General features: G+C 44.5%; 13 protein-coding genes and 1 pseudogene. 7 read left to right on the top strand and 7 right to left on the bottom strand.

From position 1 onward, the window contains the following. Positions 1–43: 43 nt before the first annotated feature. A complete protein-coding gene (locus OV592_RS00960) occupies positions 44–1,249 on the top strand; it encodes a cation:proton antiporter (protein WP_406610097.1) in 1,206 nt (401 codons plus the stop codon). Between the two features lie 24 nt (positions 1,250–1,273). On the opposite strand, the gene OV592_RS00965 is transcribed toward OV592_RS00960, so the two are convergent. Then, complete coding sequence (locus OV592_RS00965) at positions 1,274–1,786, bottom strand: prepilin-type N-terminal cleavage/methylation domain-containing protein (protein ID WP_406610098.1); 513 nt, start codon at positions 1,784–1,786, stop codon at positions 1,274–1,276. 149 nt (positions 1,787–1,935) lie between these two features. On the opposite strand from OV592_RS00965, the gene OV592_RS00970 reads away from it, so the two are divergent. The 4 genes from OV592_RS00970 to OV592_RS00985 all read left to right on the top strand — a co-directional run bounded on the left by OV592_RS00970 (position 1,936) and on the right by OV592_RS00985 (position 5,765). Then, entirely contained in the window at positions 1,936–2,259 is a 324-nt protein-coding gene (locus tag OV592_RS00970; protein WP_406610099.1) for a hypothetical protein, read from the top strand. A 145-nt stretch (positions 2,260–2,404) separates the two neighbouring features. Beyond that, positions 2,405–3,787 (top strand): amidohydrolase family protein, encoded by a 1,383-nt coding sequence (locus OV592_RS00975; RefSeq protein WP_406610100.1) that lies wholly within the window; start codon positions 2,405–2,407, stop codon positions 3,785–3,787. A gap of 105 nt (positions 3,788–3,892) precedes the next feature. Continuing rightward, positions 3,893–4,528 (top strand): DUF3299 domain-containing protein, encoded by a 636-nt coding sequence (locus tag OV592_RS00980; protein WP_406610101.1) that lies wholly within the window; start codon positions 3,893–3,895, stop codon positions 4,526–4,528. A 316-nt stretch (positions 4,529–4,844) separates the two neighbouring features. Then, a complete protein-coding gene (locus OV592_RS00985; protein WP_406610102.1) occupies positions 4,845–5,765 on the top strand; it encodes an amidohydrolase family protein in 921 nt (306 codons plus the stop codon). 268 nt (positions 5,766–6,033) lie between these two features. On the opposite strand, the gene OV592_RS00990 is transcribed toward OV592_RS00985, so the two are convergent. Together OV592_RS00990 and OV592_RS00995 are read right to left on the bottom strand one after the other, a co-directional pair. Next, the gene (locus OV592_RS00990; RefSeq protein ID WP_406610103.1) at positions 6,034–7,419 is read right to left on the bottom strand and encodes a hypothetical protein; all 1,386 of its coding nucleotides are present in this window, start codon (positions 7,417–7,419) and stop codon (positions 6,034–6,036) included. Then, positions 7,420–8,307: a hypothetical protein gene (locus tag OV592_RS00995; RefSeq protein WP_406610104.1), complete on the bottom strand. Its 888-nt coding sequence runs from the start codon at positions 8,305–8,307 to the stop codon at positions 7,420–7,422. 251 nt (positions 8,308–8,558) lie between these two features. Here OV592_RS00995 and OV592_RS01000 point away from each other — a divergent pair, with 251 nt between their 5' ends. Both OV592_RS01000 and OV592_RS01005 read left to right on the top strand, forming a co-directional pair. Next, entirely contained in the window at positions 8,559–13,253 is a 4,695-nt protein-coding gene (locus OV592_RS01000; RefSeq protein ID WP_406610105.1) for a response regulator, read from the top strand. A gap of 109 nt (positions 13,254–13,362) precedes the next feature. Then, a pseudogene (locus OV592_RS01005) lies at positions 13,363–14,505 on the top strand (IS3 family transposase). Between the two features lie 28 nt (positions 14,506–14,533). Here OV592_RS01005 and OV592_RS01010 read toward each other — a convergent pair. The 4 genes from OV592_RS01010 to OV592_RS01025 are packed head-to-tail and all read right to left on the bottom strand — an operon-like array spanning position 14,534 to position 20,511. Then, complete coding sequence (locus OV592_RS01010) at positions 14,534–16,102, bottom strand: TnsD family Tn7-like transposition protein (protein ID WP_406610106.1); 1,569 nt, start codon at positions 16,100–16,102, stop codon at positions 14,534–14,536. Positions 16,103–16,146: 44 nt separating this feature from the next. Next, on the bottom strand, positions 16,147–17,574 hold the full coding sequence (locus tag OV592_RS01015) for an ATP-binding protein (RefSeq protein WP_406610107.1): 1,428 nt from the start codon (positions 17,572–17,574) through the stop codon (positions 16,147–16,149). A gap of 11 nt (positions 17,575–17,585) precedes the next feature. Further along, entirely contained in the window at positions 17,586–19,700 is a 2,115-nt protein-coding gene (locus OV592_RS01020) for a transposase (protein WP_406610108.1), read from the bottom strand. After that, positions 19,681–20,511, bottom strand: coding sequence for a TnsA endonuclease N-terminal domain-containing protein (locus tag OV592_RS01025; RefSeq protein WP_406610109.1), 831 nt, complete (start codon positions 20,509–20,511; stop codon positions 19,681–19,683). The genes OV592_RS01020 and OV592_RS01025 overlap by 20 nt, the downstream gene beginning before the upstream one ends. Between the last annotated feature and the right edge of the window lie 103 nt (positions 20,512–20,614).

Here is a 20,614-nt window from a genome sequence, read left to right on the forward strand (position 1 = left end):
TAGCACCAATTTCGTATTACTTTCAAACACAGGGAACGTGCTTATGAATCTTGAAGAGATCTACGCTACGCTTGGCATTCTTGCCGCCATCGTTTTTCTTTACACGCTAGTGGCGAAAAAAGTAGAAGACACGATTATTTCTGGGCCAATGATATACGTTGCATTGGGACTAGTACTGGGCGCGCCTGGGCTTGGGTTGATTGGCACTGACGCAAGCTCCGCCGATCTGCGCTTACTCGCCGATATTACGCTTGCTCTGATCTTGTTCTCCGACGCTGCACACGCAAACCTCTCAGTCGTGCGCAAACAAGCCTTGTATCCAACGAGAATGCTTGCCCTTGGTCTACCAGGCGCTATTGCGATCGGTTTCGCAGTTGGCTACCTACTATTCGATGAATTTTCAGTGATAGAAGCAGCCATCTTAGCCACCATGCTGGCTGCGACAGATGCTGCTTTGGGCAAGGCAGTGATCACCAATCCTTCGGTTCCCACCGCAGTGCGTGAAGGACTGAACGTTGAAAGTGGCCTAAATGATGGGCTCTGCGTTCCCATCTTGCTGATTTTGATTACCATGGCCTCAAGTGGCCAAGAGCATGTTACTACAAGCCATGCATTGGTGTTGGTTGGCGAAGAGATCGGAATTGGTTTGGCGGTGGGGCTAAGCTTTGCCTTCATTGGCGCCAAATTGTTGATATGGAGCGCCAACAAGCAATGGTTGAGCGAGGTTTGGGGGCAACTAACCGTTGCAGCTATTGCACTCGCCAGTTTTGGTTTAGCACAAGCCCTGCACGGAAGTGGCTATATCGCTGCGTTCTCTGGAGGAATGTTATTTGGCCACTTATTGTCGTCACACACTCACAAACTGGTGCTCACGACTGAAAGTATTGCCGAGTTGTTTGCAATGCTAACTTGGGTTCTGTTCGGTGCAGCAGTGGTCGCTCTGTTGCTCGACTATTTATCGTTAAGCATCTTTATCTATGCGGCGTTGAGCTTAACGCTAGTGAGAATACTGCCAATTTATCTGTCTTTCCTTGGCACTTCAGTCTCAAGCGGGCAGCGCTTGTTTATGGGCTGGTTTGGACCCAGAGGCTTGGCGAGTTTAGTATTCGCGATAATCGTACTTGATGCTGGTGTGGCTAACGCTGAGCTGATAGCGGTGGTAGTGAGTACAACCGTGATATTCAGCTTGATTGCCCACGGCATATCAGCCAAACCACTAGCCAGCAAGTTGGGAGCGAAGCAGCAATAGCTATACGGTAGGCTGCTAGGGTAACTAGCAGCCTTCGGTCTCGATTGTGACTTGGTACTTATCAGTATCATTAGTGCTTCCCCCTACTTCACTGTACGTTACGTAGCATTGGCGCTGTTCTATCTCTTCAAAGAAGTAGCCTAGCTTAAAGGTAGAGCTATTTGTTGGTTCATCAAAGCAGTCTTTGGTACGACTGCCGTAGCAATAGTCTAGATCTGTATCAACTAGCTCATCCATACCTACTCCTGAGTCAACACTCTCACCAATTGTTGTTGCCTCTGGGTAGCCTTCTTTAAGCTCAATGCTCGCTAGGTTGGTTTCTACCATGGCTCGTTCTAAATTATGTTTGCCCTCGATATGAGCCTTGCTGTGGACCAACTTTGCAGCAGAATGTAGAGACGCCGCAGCCCCTTCCAAGGTAGCAATCCGCGAGTCCCTGCCTAAATCAAGAAACTTGGGTGCAGCTGTTATCGAGAGAATGCCTAAAATGATAATGCTGATTACTAGCTCAATCAGTGTAAAACCTTTACTGTTCATAGTTACCACCATTTTGGTCATCGCAGACCTTTATTATTCGATTGAGCAGCCAGAGAAAGCGACTAATTGCGAAAATACAATCGTTTTTTAGCAAAAAAAAAAAAAGTAGCTAAAGTTAGAACTACAAGGGCTAAAACAGGTAATGCCACATGAAATATATGCTTTTTTCACTGATTCCTCTTGTCGCGGTATACAGCTCACCAAGCGCGGCAATATCTGATGCTGGCGCAGTGGGAGCAAATGCTGGCGCAATGATCCACTGCTACAACAATTTTTCTGACGGAGAAACAAAGAGTAAATACAAACTTCTTAAGCTGAGTACTTATGATGAGTACAAAAAACTTGATAGTCACGATCGCACCAAAGCCCTCATCACTAAAAAAGCAGCAGAAGATGGTGAGTACTTAGGTGATCCTTTGGACCAGGAACGCTGTAATAGTCTTAGAAAGACACTATATTTGAAATATCATTAACCAGTTTCATTATCATCTGAAATCAGGCTTGTGCTTGACATAACCGATGGAAAAATTTTAAGTAATATGAATAAACTTTCGTAACGGAATCGACTGGAAGTTATATTTACATAGTGCAGGTATATTTACATAGTAAGGGATAACCATGAAAAAAACCGTCTTAGCATTCTCATTCGCCTTAATATCCGTCTTCGCGTTTGCTGATGGCCATGCCAAAAAGCCGCAAGTTGTGTTTGAAAACGTAGATATCTTTAACGGCACAGATAATAAGCTGTATGAAGACCACCATGTTCTGGTCGAAGGTAACTTGATTGTCGCAATATCAGCGAAGAAAATCACCGCTAGAAGCGATGCAACCATCATCGATGGTTCCGGAAAAACCATGACCCCGGGTTTTATTGAAAATCACGCCCACTTGATGCTTATGGGGCCTTCTCTACCTGCAATGGAGTCTGGAGCCACATGGGAAGACTTTGCGATTCACGGTACTCGTATGGCTGAAATGTACCTAATGCAAGGTTTCACAACGGTACGTGATGCAGGTGGTGCTAACGGTGGTTTACGTCGTGCAATCGACGCAGGCCAAATTGTCGGCCCTCGCTTCTACCCATCTGGTGCATTTTTAAGTGCTCGTGGTGGTCACGCTGATTTTGCAAACTTCTCTTCACCTCCAGGTGTCGATACTAATATGAGCCGTTTGAACCTAGCACAAGAAACTGACAATGTCGGTGATGTTAAGAAGTTCGCTCGTAACAACATGCGTATGGGTGCAACTCAGCTTAAGTACATGCAATCAGGTGGTGTTACTTCGGCATTTGACCCTTGGCAGCTCTTAGCAGGTTCACCTGAAGAGTTAGACGCCGCTGTTGCAGTTGCAGATAGTTACGGCAGTTATGTCATGGCGCACTCATATCGTAAAGAAGCAATTATTAGTGCACTTAATGCCGGTGTTAAAACCATTGAACACGGCTTTATGTTTGATTGTGAAATCTCTGATCTCATGAAAGAGAAGGGGGCATACATCACCACTAACATTACTGCATTTGACCCTGGACTATTAGAAATACCAGCAGTTAAGAATGTTCCGTCTAGTTTACGTAAAGCGAAATCGGCGACAGCCGCATTCGAATCTTACATGCCAAGCATGCAGAAAGAATGTCCAGCTCCTCGTGGTTTCCATACCGATTGTGTCGGTTCAGTAGAAGCATGTAACATCCAAATCGCTTACGAGAAGAAGCTAAACAATGATTTCTTTGGTCCATATGAATCAATGAAATCATTGACTTCTGTTGGCGGCGAAATTGCAGCATTGACTGGTGACTTCTGGAACCCGTACCCAGAAGCGAAGCTTGGTGTCATCGAAAAAGGTGCGTATGCGGACATTCTGTTGCTAGACGGTAACCCACTCAAGGACTTTTCTGTAGTAGGGACTGGCGATACGTGGTTTGGCGCAGAAAAACGCCCAGAAAGCCCAGAAACCATCCAACTCATTATGAAAGATGGCGTTATTTACAAAAACACGCTTTAACTACTCACTAAGAAAGGCTCGCTAGGAATAGTGAGCCTTTTTTTTCAGCAATGCATTTATTCGAAGTAATAGACATCTCATCAAAACAAAAGAATTGGAGTAAAGATGCTAAATAAGCTCATTGGCGCCGCTATTTTGCTGTTCACACTCAATGCACAAAGTGCTGATTTTGTAGAGCTACAGTGGGAAGAGTTGAAGCCTCACCCTCCTGAACAGGTAAAGTTACCAGATCTCAGTCAAGCACAAATCGCTCAGTTACAAGAGGTCCTGAATTTGGCGATGTCAGAGCAAGAGAAGGATAAAGCTGAACTAGCTAAGGTAAAAGCCAACCTTAGATTGGACGGAATCGATGCCGACAAGGTTCTCGCCTTGAGACAACAGTATATCGAACAACAGGAGTTAGCTGCTCTGGCCTTAACCTCAGCACACGATGGAAAACTGGTACGTATGCCAGGCTTTTTGGTTCCTTTAGAGTTCTCGGAGTCTATGGTTGGCACAGACTTTTTATTAGTGCCGTACGCAGGAGCGTGTATCCACATGCCCCCCCCTCCAGCAAACCAAATAGTCAGAGTGTCCTTCCCAAAGGGCTTTAAACTTAAGAACTATAAATACCCAGTATGGGTTGAAGGAGTTATCAGCTCTAATCTAAAGACTGAGAATTTGTACATTGTTGACGGTTACAGCGACTTAACAATGGGTTATACCATGAGTGCCTCTTTGATAGAGGACTATGAGTACTAGCTTCATAGCAATATTAACTAAGTACTTGCTAAAATTCGTTTAAACGACAGACAAAGAGCCAAGGAAATGCAACAATGACAAAATTCCATACAAGTGCCGCCTTTCTAGTTGCCTCTCTTCTCTCAGCCACTACCTCTGCTGCTTCAATCGACGATGCCTCCGTACTTTTTAACGACGTAAATGTGTTTAATGGCCTTGACACAAGATATACACCCAGCTCGATGTATTAGTAGAAGGCAACAAAATACAAGCTATTGGAGAGAACCTAGAGCCCGGCGAGAACACAGAGACCATCAATGGGGAAGGGCTTACCTTAATGCCTGGTATGTTGGACTCCCACGTGCATTTAATGCTGAATGCAGCGCCCAACAAAAGTGTTTATGAAGATAATTGGGGCTACGTCGGTGCACAGTCCGTGGCAGCTGCCAATCAAATGCTGAAGAGAGGCTATACCACCGTCAGAGATATGGGTGGACCAGTCGCCGGATTGCAGCAAGCAATAAACGAAAACCTCGTTCCAGGGCCAAGAGTTTTGTCTTCAGGCCCTTTTATCAGCCAAACCTCTGGACACGGTGATTTAGCTACCAGCAAATTCAAGATCTCTAATAGCTTTACGGGTATTCCCGATAAAGCAGTGCTAATGGGCTGGTCATACGTTGCTGATGGAGTGCCAGAGGTAGAAAAAGCGGCTCGTGAAGTTCTCCGCACCGGCGCATCTCAGATAAAAGTAATGGCAGGAGGGGGCGTATCGAGCTATTACGACCCGTTAGACACAACTCAATATACGCTTGAAGAATTGAAAGCCATTGTTGCTGAGGCGGAGAATTGGGGCACTTATGTTGCGGTGCATGCCTATACCGACCGAGCTGTAAAAATGGCGATAGAGGCGGGAGTGAAATCCATAGAACATGGCCCTTTCTTAACAGAAGAGACCATTAAGTTGATGGCAGAAAACGACATATGGCTCTCCCCGCAAGCCTTGTTGTTTGGAATGACACCGGAGCAACTAAAGATCGTTGGCACACCAAGTGAGCCAAAGATGCGAAAGGTTAACAAAGAATCAAAAACCGTACTTGAGCTAGCCAAGCAATATGGTGTGAAGATCGCGTGGGGTACTGATTTGTTCGGACCACCAGGAAAGCAGGCGCTCCAAAACCAGGAATTCATGGCTAGATCGCGATTTTGGTCTAACTTTGAGATCTTGCAGCAAGCAACAAGCAACAAGCAAAAATGCTGAACTGTTTGAGCTAAGCGGTCTGCGCCACCCATATAAAGAAGCGAAGTTAGGACAGATAACAAAAGGCGCTTATGCTGATATTTTGTTGGTCAAAGGAAACCCTCTCGAAGATATATCGGTATTAAGCTCTCCCCAAGAGAATATAAAAGTAATTATGAAAGATGGCGTGATATATTAAAATGAGCTTTGAATCGCACTATTACCGACATTTCTCAGTAACGTTTTGATCCACCTAGTACAAGTGTAAGTAGAGTGGCAGGAGCTAAATCTATCGTAAGGTGATGGGGAAATGCGCGAGCAGTTTTATATCTCGCTCAGACGTGAACATATTGGCGTAGTAGAAGCTGCCCTGTTCGTCTTGATGATTGTGATAGGACGTAAAGTGTAAACGTATCTCCGCATGCTCAAAGCTGCCACCGTTCACCCGATAGCTAATATCGAAATTAACCGCGCTTTCGGAACCTTTGGAAGCGTTTTGGTCCAATTCGCCATCCACCCAGCGACGTGTGCCAAAACCATAAGCACCAGAAACGCCCCACTGCCAAGCTCCACCTACCCAGGTGTTTTTAAATTGATACCAAGCGCCAACAAAGCCCGCCAGCTCTCCATCGTTATTCCAGTCGGAGCGACTGTCCCACCAAAATTCGTTAGAGCCTTGCGAGTTTGCATAGCCTCGAGTTAAGCGTGGCAAATAGGTGCCCAAGCCTGGCGCTTTGGTATGCATTAACTCAGCACGTAGTTGCCACTGCGACAAACTTAAGCTACTCCTAATACCTTGTTGAACAGCCCAAGAATGGTAGAGCTGGTCATCTTCCTCCAAGCTGTCTGAAGCGTATACCAAATAACTGACTGACCAGTTAGTTGGTGAGTAAGCCAGCTTAGCATGCAGGGTATACATAAAGTCTTTAGCTTCACCAGCAGCAAGCGCTGCCGACCACGGTGAATCGCTGTTCTGGTAGCTGGCTGCAGCGCCGTGAATATAGGCAATCTGGTTTTTACTAGTCACAGCTCTTTCATCCCAGGCATTTAATCGCGAGAAGACTTGGGTGTGTAAATACCAAGGTGCTTTATATTTATCTGCCCAGGCATAAACAAACTTCCAGTTTTTTGGCTCTACTTTTAGCTGAGCCCCGCGATAAGTACCTGACTGAAACGACCAATTCACGCCGATGATTCCAGGGACCTGCAGCGGCACATAACCCAACTTAAGCCGCGCTAATTTGTTGGCCGTTCTTAGCTTAAAAGCCACGCGATTGAGGCTTGCGCCGCTATGTGCGCTATCGTTGTTCTCCTCTCCCCAGCGCTGACCGGCAAAGCTAAATTCGTTCTCGATATTGCGGGTAGCCAGCTCGTTATAATGTAAATCACTCGCGCCAAAGGCTGAGACATTCAAAGCAAAGTGTTGCTTAAGCCACCCAGAGCGAAAATGCCCTGCTGCCTGCACAGTGCCGTGGTCTAAATCATCGAGATATTGATCGCTTAAGCCCGACTCATCCTTGCGTTTACGTATGCGCTGAATGTAAGACAGGTCGGCTGAGAGCTCGGCCTTATCTTCTAGTTGCTCCCAAAGATCGTCATCGTCGACTGCCGAAGAAAAGCTGTCGGCAGCCACTTGGCTACATATCAGCACGCTTAGCAACCACAAACTCCGCATCTATTGCAGATGCTCCTTAACCGGAAGTTGCTGCCATAAGCGCGGGTTATACAGTGGCGTGGATTTAGGTAAGTCTGGGTTCAGCACTTCAAACACCACAGTTTCACGCCACTTATCCAAGGGATAAGCCACTTGTGTTACGGGGTGCTGTGCCATCAGCTCTTGCATGCGGCCTTTGGCAATGGCGCGCTCCAAACCTAACTGCAGACGCGAAGCCAGTACGTAATTGCGATGACTGGTGAAGAAATAGAGTGGCACGGTGTAATGAAGTAAGATTTGGTCAAAATCGGCTAAGGGGCGATTGGGATTGCGCTGATTGTAAAAAGCCAGTTCGCCGTAGCCTTCGGTAATCGCCCTTGGAAAGTAATCGCACTTACCATCTTGTAGATACTCAAACATGGTTGCTAGTTCATCGACGCGAACCACTTGGTAGCCTTGCGCCTCGAGTATATCGGCATCCGGCCAGGCTGAGCCTTGGCAAGCTCGCAGTGTCTTTAGCTGGTCTGGGCGGGTAATCGCTGCAAACTTAGCCTGGTCACGGGGTTTAATTAGCATCATTCGATAGCCAAGCAGGCCCATAAATAGCGGTACCCGTGCAGAGCGAAATTGTACTTCGCGCTCAGGTGTAGGTGCAGAAGCCACTACATCCAGTACATTTTCAATATCGAGCAGCTCCAGTACCAAGTTTTGTCCTAGGTTTACTGGCATAAATTCGACTTTGGCCGGGCCAAACTCAAGTTCAGTTTCGTTTATGGCCAGTTCAAGAAGCTTAACCAGATAGTCGTGAGATACATCCACCTCCGATTGCTTTGGAGTCATTCTGACCACTTGAACTTCGCCAGGTTCTGTTGCAGTGGCGGAGTTAAGGCCAATCAGAATTGTTAACATCACCAGTCCTAACGTAATTTGAAGCTTAAAGATAATCGCCACAGCCCAATATCCTCCCTGACCAGACTGAATATACTTAGTTCCAGTGTAGCAAAGTTAGGTATATGTGAATTTATTACTTTTCCCTTGCTACCTTCTATCCTACGCTTAATGTTATCGTTTTCAGGGAAAGAGGACATTCAGTGCCTTTATGCCGCGTCTTACGTCAACCTCTCAGGCACTTCGCCAAGTACTCGCTAATAGCTGCATGTTTGGCTTTGCTTCTATTATTTAATGGTAAGCTAGCTGCAGAGCAAGAGCCCGACCAGCAAGTCCTGCCTAGCCATTTGGCTGCGTGGGTTCAGAATCATCCAGCTATTCACTACAGTCCTTCTGCTGATCTGCGTCCAGATGATTTTATTAACGAGCAAGGCGTTCACAGCGGCTTTGCCAGAGACTTGTACAAGGCGCTGGATGAAGTGTTGCCAGTGCGCTTTATTCCTGAGGCAACCCTCACTTGGCAGCAACAATTGACTGCCTTGCGGGCCCAAGAAATCGACTTGGTAGCAGTTTGCGCTAGAACCCCTGAGCGTGAGCAAGAGTTTCACTTTTCTGAGCCTATCGTACTGCAGGTCCCCGGCTTTCTGATTAATATCCAAGACCAAGCGCTGGCAGACATTAATGCTTGGCCCAGCAAGCTACGCATTGGTTCCATTGAAGGTAGTGCGTTGCGCGAATACTTAGACCACTACCACCCTAGTCGTTCTTTGATAGACATTAATGACTACGAACGTGGGATTAATCTGGTAGCTAGTGGCGACCTGCAGGCCTTTCTCGCTTACCAATCCAGCGCTCTCTATTGGGCACGCTTTGGTAATCTAAGCTCAGTACGTTTTGTGCCTTTTCCAGATATCCTTCCCGAGGTGGCGACCTTTTGTATTCGCCAAGATGCGCCAGAACTGGTGGAACTCATCAATTGGGGCTTGCAAAAGCTCGGTCCTGAAAAGCTCGACGAATTACGTGACCGCTGGTATTCCAAAGATTTTGGTGTTTCAGAGCAAGCACTCAGCCAAGTGGATCAAGACCAGCAAGCCATAGACCGGTCGCTAAGAATGCGCCTCGTATTCATTGGCACCTTCACTTTGATAGCGATATTTGTAGCAATTTGGGTCTGGCGTTTACACCGTCGTAGTCAATTAACTAGTTTCTTTGGCGATGCAAAACAACGCAAAGTCTTTACTGGTGTAGTTATCGCCGTGTGTTTAGCGTTTATTGCTTCTATATCCATAGCGCTAAATAGCTTAAGGCATAGCGCTTACGAAACCTACCATGGGCAAATGGACATCGCGCAAGATGGCGCCGAGCGGATCCTCAACGAGTGGTTCAGTGAGGAGCGCGCCAAGATAAACTTGATATTGACCCGCGATTTTTCCAATCTTACCCAGATTCTCTTCCAGCTTTCACTACTATCTAACGAGGAGCAAACCCGCAAAGAGTTATTGTTAAAGTCTCCAGTGCTTACAAAAGTTAGGGCTTATTTAGAGCAGCGCTTACACTTCAGTCCTACCACTGGTTTCTTTATCATCGGCCCTAATCAACTGAACTTGGCGTCAATGCGCGATACCAACGTGGGCACAACCAATCTGCTAGCCGAGCAAGCGCCCGAGCTATTAGAACGCGCTTGGGGGGGAGAAGTTGTGTTAGTGCCACCCGTGCGCTCTGATGTTGATTTGGTAGAACAACATAACGACCTAAACAAAAAACCACCGACGATGTTCATTCTGAGCCCGATCTCTGATCACTCAGGTAGGGTGGTTGCCGTGTTTGCCCTGCGTTTGGACCCACGAGCTGGTTTCTCCAATGCCTTCCATGCGTCCAACGTGGGTAGCAGCGGCGAACTGTATGCACTGAACCAACAAGGCTTGATGATTACCCGCAACCGCTTTGAAGCCCAACTCTTAGAGGAGCGCCGCTTAGGTGACAGCTTGACTACCATTCTCGCCGTGCAAATTGAACGCGAGTTGCTAACGGAGTTCATGGAAGATGTGAGCAATAAAGACGCCTTCGACACCAACGTTAATGAGTATATCGATTACCATGGCGAGCAGGTCCTAGGCTCTTGGCGTTGGCTGCCCCAGTTTGGCATATTCACGGTTGCTGAAATTGATATCGAAGAAGTGCTCTACGACTACCGCAGCGTTCGCGAAATCATGATTGGTGCGGTGTTTATCGCGCTACTGGTTATCTCTGCCATTGCTGGCTTTATGCTGTATGTGGGACGTCGCTCTTACGAGCTATCACTGCGTTCGCAAGACGAATTAGAATCCTTAGTGCGCGAACGCACTGCAGAGCTAGAACAAAACCAAGCCCTGCTTGCTAGGTCAGAAAAAGATACCCGACGCATGCTGGATCGCGCGCCTACCGCAATGCTCGCCCTCGACAGTAACGCACGTGTAGTTCAAACCAATAAAGCTGCTGAGCAATTGCTGTCGCGTCAGCCCTCTGAGTTAGAGCAGCTAAACTTGGGTGACCTGCTCGATCTAGATGAGCGGCAACTGCTGGACCAAGCGCTACAAGCTTATCAAAGCGCGCCTCAAGCCATTGATTTCTTAGAAGACCATCAATTGCGAGTTGTAACTGGCGAGCAACACCTAGTCCAAGTAAAGGTAGCGCTAACACCTATTGAGCTGTCTAGTGAAACCCTCACCATCGTATCACTCCGCGATGTTTCAAATGAGATCAAAGCAGCTAATGCGTTGCGTGACGCCAGCCAGGCTAAATCTGACTTCCTAGCCAATATGAGCCACGAGATCCGCACCCCTATGAACGCAATCATTGGCATGTCTAGCCTTGCCTTGCAGACTGATTTGAGCCGTAAGGCACGCAACTACATCAGCAAAGCACACAATGCCGCAGAGTCCTTGCTGGGCATTATCAATGACATTCTCGACTTCTCGAAGATTGAAGCAGGCAAACTTACCATTGAACAAATCGATTTCCGGCTAGATGACACCTTAGAAAGCTTGGCGAATGTGCTGTCCTTTAAGTTGGAAGAGAAACAACTAGAGCTACTGTTTGATATAAGCCCAGAAGTACCCAAACGTATAATTGGCGACCCACTGCGCTTGCATCAAATACTACTTAACTTAAGTTCCAATGCGGTTAAGTTTACCGAACAAGGAGAAATACTGATTTCAGTATCCGTGTTGACTCAAAGCGCATCGAGCATAGACCTTTCATTCTCGGTGAAAGATACCGGGATTGGCATGACTCAAGAGCAACAGTCTAAGTTGTTCCAATCCTTTAGTCAGGCGGACACTTCTACCACTCGTAAATATGGCGGCACTGGGCTCGGCTTAAGTATTTCTAAACGCCTTGTGGAACTTATGCATGGTAAGATATCGGTCACCAGTGAGCCAGAGCAAGGCAGCTGTTTTAGCTTTAACTGTAAGCTGGGCGTCAGTGACACAGACGAGGCTAGCAAACCAGTCAGCCTCGCGGGTATGAAGGTCATGCTAGTCGATGACAATAGCACCGCGCTAGAAGTACTTGGCAATATCATGCGCAGTTTAGGTTGCGAAGTCACTATGGCAAGCTCCGGTGAGCAAGCTTTGGAGTTGATGCAACAAGCACAAGGCAATTATGACTTGGCCATCGTTGATTGGAAAATGCCTCAGCTTAACGGCGTTGACACTTGCCTCGAACTAAAACAACTCGCAAAAGGCCGCTTACATGGTTTTATCATGGTTTCTGCCAGTGCTAAGCAGCATGATATCGACCAAGCCGCCGCTAGGGGAATCGACCAGTTCTTGCGTAAGCCGTTGACGGCCTCATCCGTATTTGATGCGATGATGAAGATAATGGGGCGCGAGTTTGAAGTTACTCAACGCGCTTCAATTGAGGTTGAAGAGAGTAAGAACAATCAGCGCAAGCTCGCTGGGGCGAAAGTACTATTAGTAGAGGACAATGAACTTAATCAGGAACTCGCCCGAGACCTATTGGAAAACGTTCAGGTTGAAGTGATGATTGCCGAAAATGGCAAGGTTGCGCTTGAGTTACTGGCCAAGCATCAGTTTGATGGCGTGTTGATGGACATTCAAATGCCTGTGCTGGATGGTTATAGCGCAACCAAAGAAATCCGTTTGCAGGGCTTGGACATTCCGGTGATTGCGATGACGGCAAATGCCATGGCTGGCGATAGAGACAAAGTGATCAAAGCGGGCATGAACGATTACATCTCTAAACCTATCAATGTCAGTGAGATGTTTGCTACCATGGCCAAGTGGATATCTCCAGTTAAGCAAGTGGCGCGGCTCGCTAAAGTCGCCAGTGTTTCAGAGGACCTAAAGAAAGTGAATCTGGTGTCGGTTAACGTCAACGCCGGCCTCACCACTTGCAACGGTAACAGTGCTCTCTACCTAAAAATAGTGCAACGCTTCCTAGAAGGACAAGACAGTTTTGTTGACCAGTATAATGACGCGTGGAGCGAGCTTGATTGGGAAAGTGCTACTCGCCTCGCTCACACTCTTAAGGGCAACGCCGGTAATATCGGCGCACAACAACTGCAAGAGTACGCTGGCACGCTCGAACAACAAAGCCTTGACCAAGCCGAGCACGAAACTATCGCCACCAGTTTAGACCGGGTTGAATCGGCACTTTCCGAGGTACTACTGGACCTTACTCACTACCTAAAACTTAACCAACAGCAGCAAAGCAATAGCCAGCAATTAGCTGAAAACGCCAATTTTGAACAAGACCTAGATGAGCTGGCAAGCTTTATCAGTGAGTACGATGTGGCGGCGCAAGATAAGGTAGAGTACTTACTACAATATGCTTACAGTCCGCAGATCACTGCTCTGCTTGAACAGTTGGCCAAGCACATATCCAACTATGACTTTGATAAATCAGAGTCAAACATTAATGAAATAAAAGTGCTACAAAAAGAATATTTTAATGATACTAGATAGAATCAAACTTATATTTAGATTGGACAATTAGACTCAGATTCTGGTAAGGCCTGAGGATACCCGACACTTTTTATGGTAAAAATGTAACTTAACTATAGAAGGTAAAACTATGGCTAAAGGCACACGCTATTCAGCAGAGTTCAAACAAGAAGCCGTTAATCAAATTACTGTTCACGGTTATGCCGTTGCAGATGTCGCAGAGCGTTTAGGTATAAGCGTATAACTGGATGCGTACCTACGCAAAGCCGCCTAAACAGCGCGTTCAAGAGCAAGACCTTCAGGCTGAAGTCGCTAGGCTTAAGCGAGAGCTGAAACGTATACAGCAAGAGAGGGACATTTAAAGGAAGCCGCCGTGTTCTTTGCAAGCGAGTCAAAAGAACGCTACCCGTTCATAAAATCTCGTAGCAATCATTACCCCGTTCGGCTGCTGTGTCGGGCTTTGCAGGTGCACCCGAGTGGTTATTATGATTGGCTTAAGCAGCCATTAAGCCAACGAGAAAGTGCAGATAAAAAACTGCTGGGTCAGATAAAACAGTTCTGGATTGAGAGCGGTGGGCATTACGGCTATCGTAATACCCATAAGGATTTACTTGAAGCACGCATTACCTGTGGCAGAGACCGAGTGCTGCGATTAATGCGTCAAGTAGGGTTAAAAGCACAGCGCGGCTATAGGTCACCAAAGGGCTGTTATGGCGGTAAACCAGACATTATTGCAGCGAATACGCTTAATCGTGAGTTTTCTGTAGAAGAGCTTAATCAATGGTGGGTCAGCGGCATTACTTATATCCACACCCAGGAAGGCTTCCTATTCCTTGCAGTAGTGATGGATCTGTATGTTCGCAACATCGTTGGGTGGTCGATGGGCGAACGCATGACAGAGGACTTGGTGCTTGACGCCTTAACTGCTGCTTATTGGCGGCGAAAGCCGAACAATACAGTGAACCTACATACTGATCAGGGCTCTCAATACTCCAGCCGTAACTTTAGAAAGCTACTGACTGAATTGGGTATAAAGCCCAGTATGAGCCGCAGAGGAAATTGTTGGGATAACGCAGTAGCAGAAAGCTTCTTTAGCAACTTAAAGAAAGAAAAAGTACGCAAAACTAAGTACAAAACGAGGGATGAGGCTAGGCAAGCTATGTTCCACTATATCGAAATGTTCTACAATCCGAAGCGACGACATACTAACAATGACCGTATGTCTCCTGCTGACTTTGAGCAGCAGTATTTTGAGAACCTAGAAAGTGTCTAGGATTATCAGGCCTTACCAATCGGGGCAATTAACGAGAGGCATTTAATGTTTGAAATACAGACATTGTTAGAGGGAGTTTATACTGCATCCGAATTAGCCAACCATGACCTCCTAGCTCTTTGTCAAGTCTGGTTCGGGTCATTCTATCCTTAGTCTTTAGCATTATGCTTCTGACTCTTACGGCAAGTTCTAGGTCTCGCTTTTTCCAATCTACTTTTGAGAGTATTTGAGGCTTAGTGGGTGCAGGTAATGCACTATTTAGCCAAGATCTTTCATGAGCATACAGCCAGTGAAAAGCTGCATAGCAACAGTGTTTAATTTCTTGTTTTATTGAGGATGGGTTGTCTCTCATTGCTCTAAGTATTGTTGCTTTGTACTTTCTCCTTTTTGATTGGTATTTAAATTGTTTCCGTTTTTTAACTAAACCTTCTTCGCTCGAAATAATTTGCTCTACGCTACCTGTTGATATTTGGAACTCTGTAGCAATAGCTTTACGATGAAACCCTTTGTATGCCATTGATATAACGGTGCTAATAACTTCTTCCGTGATGACTTTGGGTTTGAGTTGTATCGGGATATTATTTTTAGTTGCCAAAGCTTTCAAATAGCACCTACTTTTACCAGTAATACGGCTTACTTTAGCCATTGAGTTACCTTGTCTCAGCAAGTATTGGCATAACTCTGATTTGTCTTCGATACCGCGCTTTCTTTCAATATTTTTGACTTGTGGTTTGCCGTCTGTGTTTAGTGTGCTTTTTAGCCAAAACAGTAACAATAAGTATTTAAAAGGATGCTGACTAATATTACTGGTTAGCAGATAAGACAAATAGCGATAATCTTTGTCAGAGCAGGGTAGTAAGGTTGTTGAAATGCGCTCCAAGCCCTTTATGAACTTAAATAAGTCTGGCGTAAGCTCTTGTCTTTTAATGCGTTTTTTGCCAATAACGTATCCGCGTTCACCTAATTCGGTTAGCAGTTCTGACAGATTAAAACTATTATTGGATTCTGAAACATCACGCAAAAATTGTTTTGTAAATTTAGCAAATTGAAAGCTAAGCTCGGTGCATTGTCTATAGGGTGTTGAGTATGAAGGTAACAAGAGTGCCTTTATATGAGGTCTCTCAGGGAGTTTCTCATGTATAAGCCAAACTTTATGATCAGAACATGCTTCGACCCCCGAAACTTGGTGGCTTAGATGCCAATATGCCACTCCGTGCTGCCGAATATCCTCCTTTGCACAAACAGGACAGTATTTTAGTGTTAATGTTTCGGACTCTTTAAACGTAACAATTTGACAGGCTCTGATTGCATTGCTGCCATCACTTTGAAGTAGAGCTTGTGAAATTGATTTGGCGTATTGGGGTAAAAAATATGAAAATAACCTTCCTAACGTTTGTTGACGATAAATTTTAGTTTCAGAGTCTTCGCACAATTTTGCAGCTCTGCGAATACCAATAGTTAGGTATGGATGAATGCTAGCACGAGGCTTATTTAACAATGTAGTTAGATAGTCTTGCTCGTTCATACCTAGAATAGTCATATGCCGAACATAGCGACCAAATAAAGTTTCGTCAGGTAATGAAGCTGGGAGTTGCATATTCTGCCCAAAAGCCAGTTATCCTGATTATATATTAGACCACCCTAATTAAACTGCTCTATTGGTGAATCGCAGAGAATTTTATTGCTTCGAAGATACCCGAGAGGATCATCTTCATCTGCTACCCTTCTTAGCAAGTCAGGTTCTGCGATTCTATCTGGCAAATCAATGGCGCTCTGTAACTCTCTAAGTTGTAATTCGAACTCAGGATGTTGAGGTCGAGTAATATCAGCAATTACTTTTTTAGCGTTAGCAACGTTGTTCTTCGATAGCGTACCTGTCTTAGCTTCTGTTTTTTGTCTTCTTGGCAACGTATTTTGTTCACGTAAGCTTATGACTTCTTCGGTTTTAGATGAAAGACCGCAAGCAGAAACATGTGCCTGCTCCAATACTGCCGTGGTTATTTTTTCGTCGCCAGAACCAATCACTAGCTTTTGTGCGTCACGGTAAATCCTGTGCACCATATCTAAGTTGCCAACAGACAGCTCATGTAATTTATCATTAAGTTCTTCAGTTAGCTCAGTGGTAATATTGGTCCAATGTAAATCCCATAATTCGTGAACGAAGCAGTCCCATGCGTCACCATCACGAGATAAAGCTTCCATTTCGAAATAACCTCCACTTTCAGCTCGTCTCGCAGCCTTTAGCGTTTTAGCCAGCGTCTCATCGAAGGGGGGATTAGCGCAGAAGAAAAGTGGAACACCTAGTTTGTTTACTAAGCTATGTAAGAAATTCAGTAAATTGTTTTCGCCACCAGTTCTCTTAAATTCAAGACGCTGCATCTCATCTATAACCAATATACCGAGGAAATTTGCCTTTATTTTTTGTTCAATCTGACGAGTAAGCTTACCGATTGTAGGTTCTGGCTTTGTTCGCTTATTGCCTATAGCTTGATCTAACGTAGCTAGGATTTCTTCACATAAATCTCTTACGCTTGAGTTATTAGGACAATCAACTTTTAACCAAACGATTTGATTTCTATGTTCCATGACTTGGCCGTTATAGTTGTCATGTACGATAACATTTGGGAAATAATTGAGCACTTGCTCAAGCATACTAGACTTGCCGACACCGCTTTCCCCGACAAGAGTAATACCGTCACCTTTTGGTTCAAAATATCCAGTATGAGGTGCAATCTCCGGCTTTTCATCAACAGGGTAATGTAAATATTGTGCAGTTGTTGGGCTTAGTGGGTTTTTAGCAGAATAACCCGCCTTAATTGCATCCTCAATTGCTCTAAAGCATTTATAGTAAATGGGGAGCGGTTGACGTAGGTTTTTCAGACGCACTGTGTACTCTTCCCTCACTAGAGGATCTGGGTGCTGTCTTATATGTTCATCCAACTCAGGGTAACTGCTAAAGGCTTCCATGACAGTCTCTTGGTTGGCTTTCGGCCTTAAAGCTTCTATGAGTGGGTTACCTTGGTGCTCAGGCAATATAGCTTTATTGTATCTGGCTTTCTCCTTACGCATAGCTATGACCCTTATCGTTTTCTACGAGGTAAATAAACAACACTGGAGGGTTTTGGTTCAGTGTTACTTTTGGGCTTTTCTTGAGGTAAAGACACAGAATTGTCCTCAACCTTATTTGCCGTTTTTTCGATTTCAATATTTCGACGCTCCCTAGTATTTTTAACTTTCTCAGTGGGAGTAAGGTCATCGTTTTTCGCTCTCGTTTTTGCATTTCTCTCAATGTTGGTTCGTATGACTTTGCTATCAATCGATTCAACACTTATCGGATTTTCCTCATGATTTTTGTCCAACCAATCCATAACAAATTCAGATTCGTGCATAGGTTGGTCTTTCATCATGTTACTTTTACCAAGCAAATTACATTTGGTGAATACATCATTTTTATCAAATCTGACATAGATATAATTTGTGGTATTTTCGTTAATCCTAGCATCTAGCTGCCATTGCCCATTTGTTCTGGCGATTGATGCTAGCTTACCTTGAACCACACGGTCACATGAGTAATACATATTATTATATTCGATACCATCACGAGTCATGCTTGCCTTAGCCGGAGGGTACAACCTGCTTATTACTTCACTACTGTCAGCAAGTTTGAGTGCATGTTTGTGTTCCGCAATGTGCGCCTTCCAAAAGTTCAGCGGAGTAGGAGATAGATTTTTTTCAATTAACAGCGAGCTAGAAGTAGCTAAACTATTGTAAATTGAACGGTTTAGTTCAAGCACAGCATCGATCAGCAATGCTGTAAACTCTTTTAAAGTATAAATTGCATCTTTTCTTGGATCTCTATCACCACGAACAACCTTTCCTCCTCTTGTAGTACCAAGAAGTTTATGTATCATTTCATCATTAAGTAGTCCAAATCGACGTTCAACCATCGCTTTAAAGTCAGGTCGATAAGGCGGGGACAATTGTAGTTCTGTTAATGGAACTACTAACTTTTGAGGTTCTAAGCCTATCATTTCACCGTTATCACACATTAATCGCAAAGGAATATGTGCGGCAGGCCAATCGCTCTCTTGAATACCAATGCTAAATTCTTTGCAATAAGATGCTTTTGGTAAAAAAGCGTTTGCTAGTGCCTGCCTAGCGGCACGCCATGATGCAAAGTATAGCGAAACATTTAACCCAACAATTAAGCCACTTGCTCTATCGACTATTGAATATATAGTCGGCCTTCCCAGAACATACTGTTTACCGAAACTTGAAACTATATGAACATCAGCGACAGTCGCATCTATTTCAAAGCAACTCCCCGGAACAGGCCATTTTTGCTTCGCATCACCTAGCAACTCTCTTTTGCTTAATAAATAATCTCTGTCGGTTGATGACTTTTCTGTTATTTCGTTTTTTGTAAATAGCTTATATTTCCACTCTCTAACCTGCTTGTAGGAAGGAACATAAGGAGCCTCTCCTAAAGCTTTAGCTCTCTTTACCTCTGCAGCATAATATTCTCTCAGCAACTCTTTTCTTGTTTCGACTAAGTTAATACCACCTGTCTTTAAATGATGTTTTTTAAGGGATTTACGAATATTGTCTTTATCCGTATCTGTAACGATAAAAGTTTTTGGTCTCTCAACTGCCAGTGTTCGAGAGGTTTTTGGTGCTCCAAGAGGTTTTTCAGATACTTTACGTTGCTGACCAGCTCCACCACTATATTGATATGCAGGCAACAAAGCGTTTTTGTCCTGACCATACCGCCAGTAGCTATTTAACAATCTAGAAATAGTTGTACGAGCCTTTCCTTTACTATTTGCGTGTTTGGCTAATCTGGGAACCCTACTTTTAGTTGCATAGTCAAAAACAAACTCAGGGTCACTGACGAGACCTTCAATGAACGAGAAATTTTCGTCCCTTATCATTTTATAACTCTCGTCAATTTCTTCTTCGCTCAAAAGTAAATGAGGTGGTAACAAAAATCTTCCTTCTAATATCTGCTTTTGCTTTATGTACTTTGAAAACTTATCCAACTCAATTGCCATAGGTCTAGTAATGCCTTTGGGGTTATCTAGATAAAATAAGATTAAGCAGGAAATATCTTCAAATATTTGCAGTACACGGTATAAACCCGAAGGTACTCCATCTACTTTTCTGACATTCCATACACTATTTTTGACAAGCTCCATTAATCAAGTCCTTTTCAACATAGCGTATACTAAAAATATTAATGAAATCAGCGCTCTCTAGAGGCGAAGATAAATCAACAGTGACCCTTTTGCTCCCAATAAGGCTCCTTAACATGGTAAGAGCCATTTCATGTTTCATGCCTACCTCATTGACGAACTGATCGCATATATCTCTAATAAAGTGATTCCCTGATGTTAGAAAAGATGCCGCATAATCCATCTCATATTCAGTAAATACTCCCGTTTCTGACCTTAAAGGATGAGTGGCCCAGTTGATGTTTCGGCTTTGTGTTTGCGTTAACTCATTACCGACATAATAAGAGAATTTTATTCCGAGTAGCTGCCACCAAACTCTCTCAATTTCTAGCTTTTCAAGAACCCTTTGTTCGTTCGACTCATCTTCTGGTTTTACAGAAATGGCTTCGTATATGACTTGTTCTCCAATTAATCTTGTCAGGAGAACATCTGTTGTGATAATGATTGGTTCTTTAGTTTTTGGGTGAGTAGGATGCTCAATGCCTAACGCTTTGGCTATTTTGATCGATAGGTTTATTGGCAGAAGGGGAAATTGTTCCCTGATATCTGTTACGGAGTCAGAATACTCCGCTAGATAGAAGAAATCAGTTTCTATTGAGGAAAGTGTATGGTGAACTCTACCTGTTTTTAGCCCCAAAATTTGTGACCGAACACCTTTTGATTTTACATCCTGGACCCGCAGCCAAGGTTTGTAAGAAATCCCTTCCCCAATGCCATATTTATTTTTTAAGGCCCGATTAAAATCGTCAAATGTTTCAAGTTTTCTCCGAGCCATAAATATTCCAGTAACCTTTGCTTGGGTAAATACTAGTAAGAAGTCATATTCTGTGCAAACTTTAAGGTTTTTTTTTGTGTGTGGTGCAAACTATACGGGAAGT

Source organism: Agarivorans sp. JK6 (assembly GCF_045277145.1).
Lineage (GTDB): Bacteria > Pseudomonadota > Gammaproteobacteria > Enterobacterales > Celerinatantimonadaceae > Agarivorans > Agarivorans albus.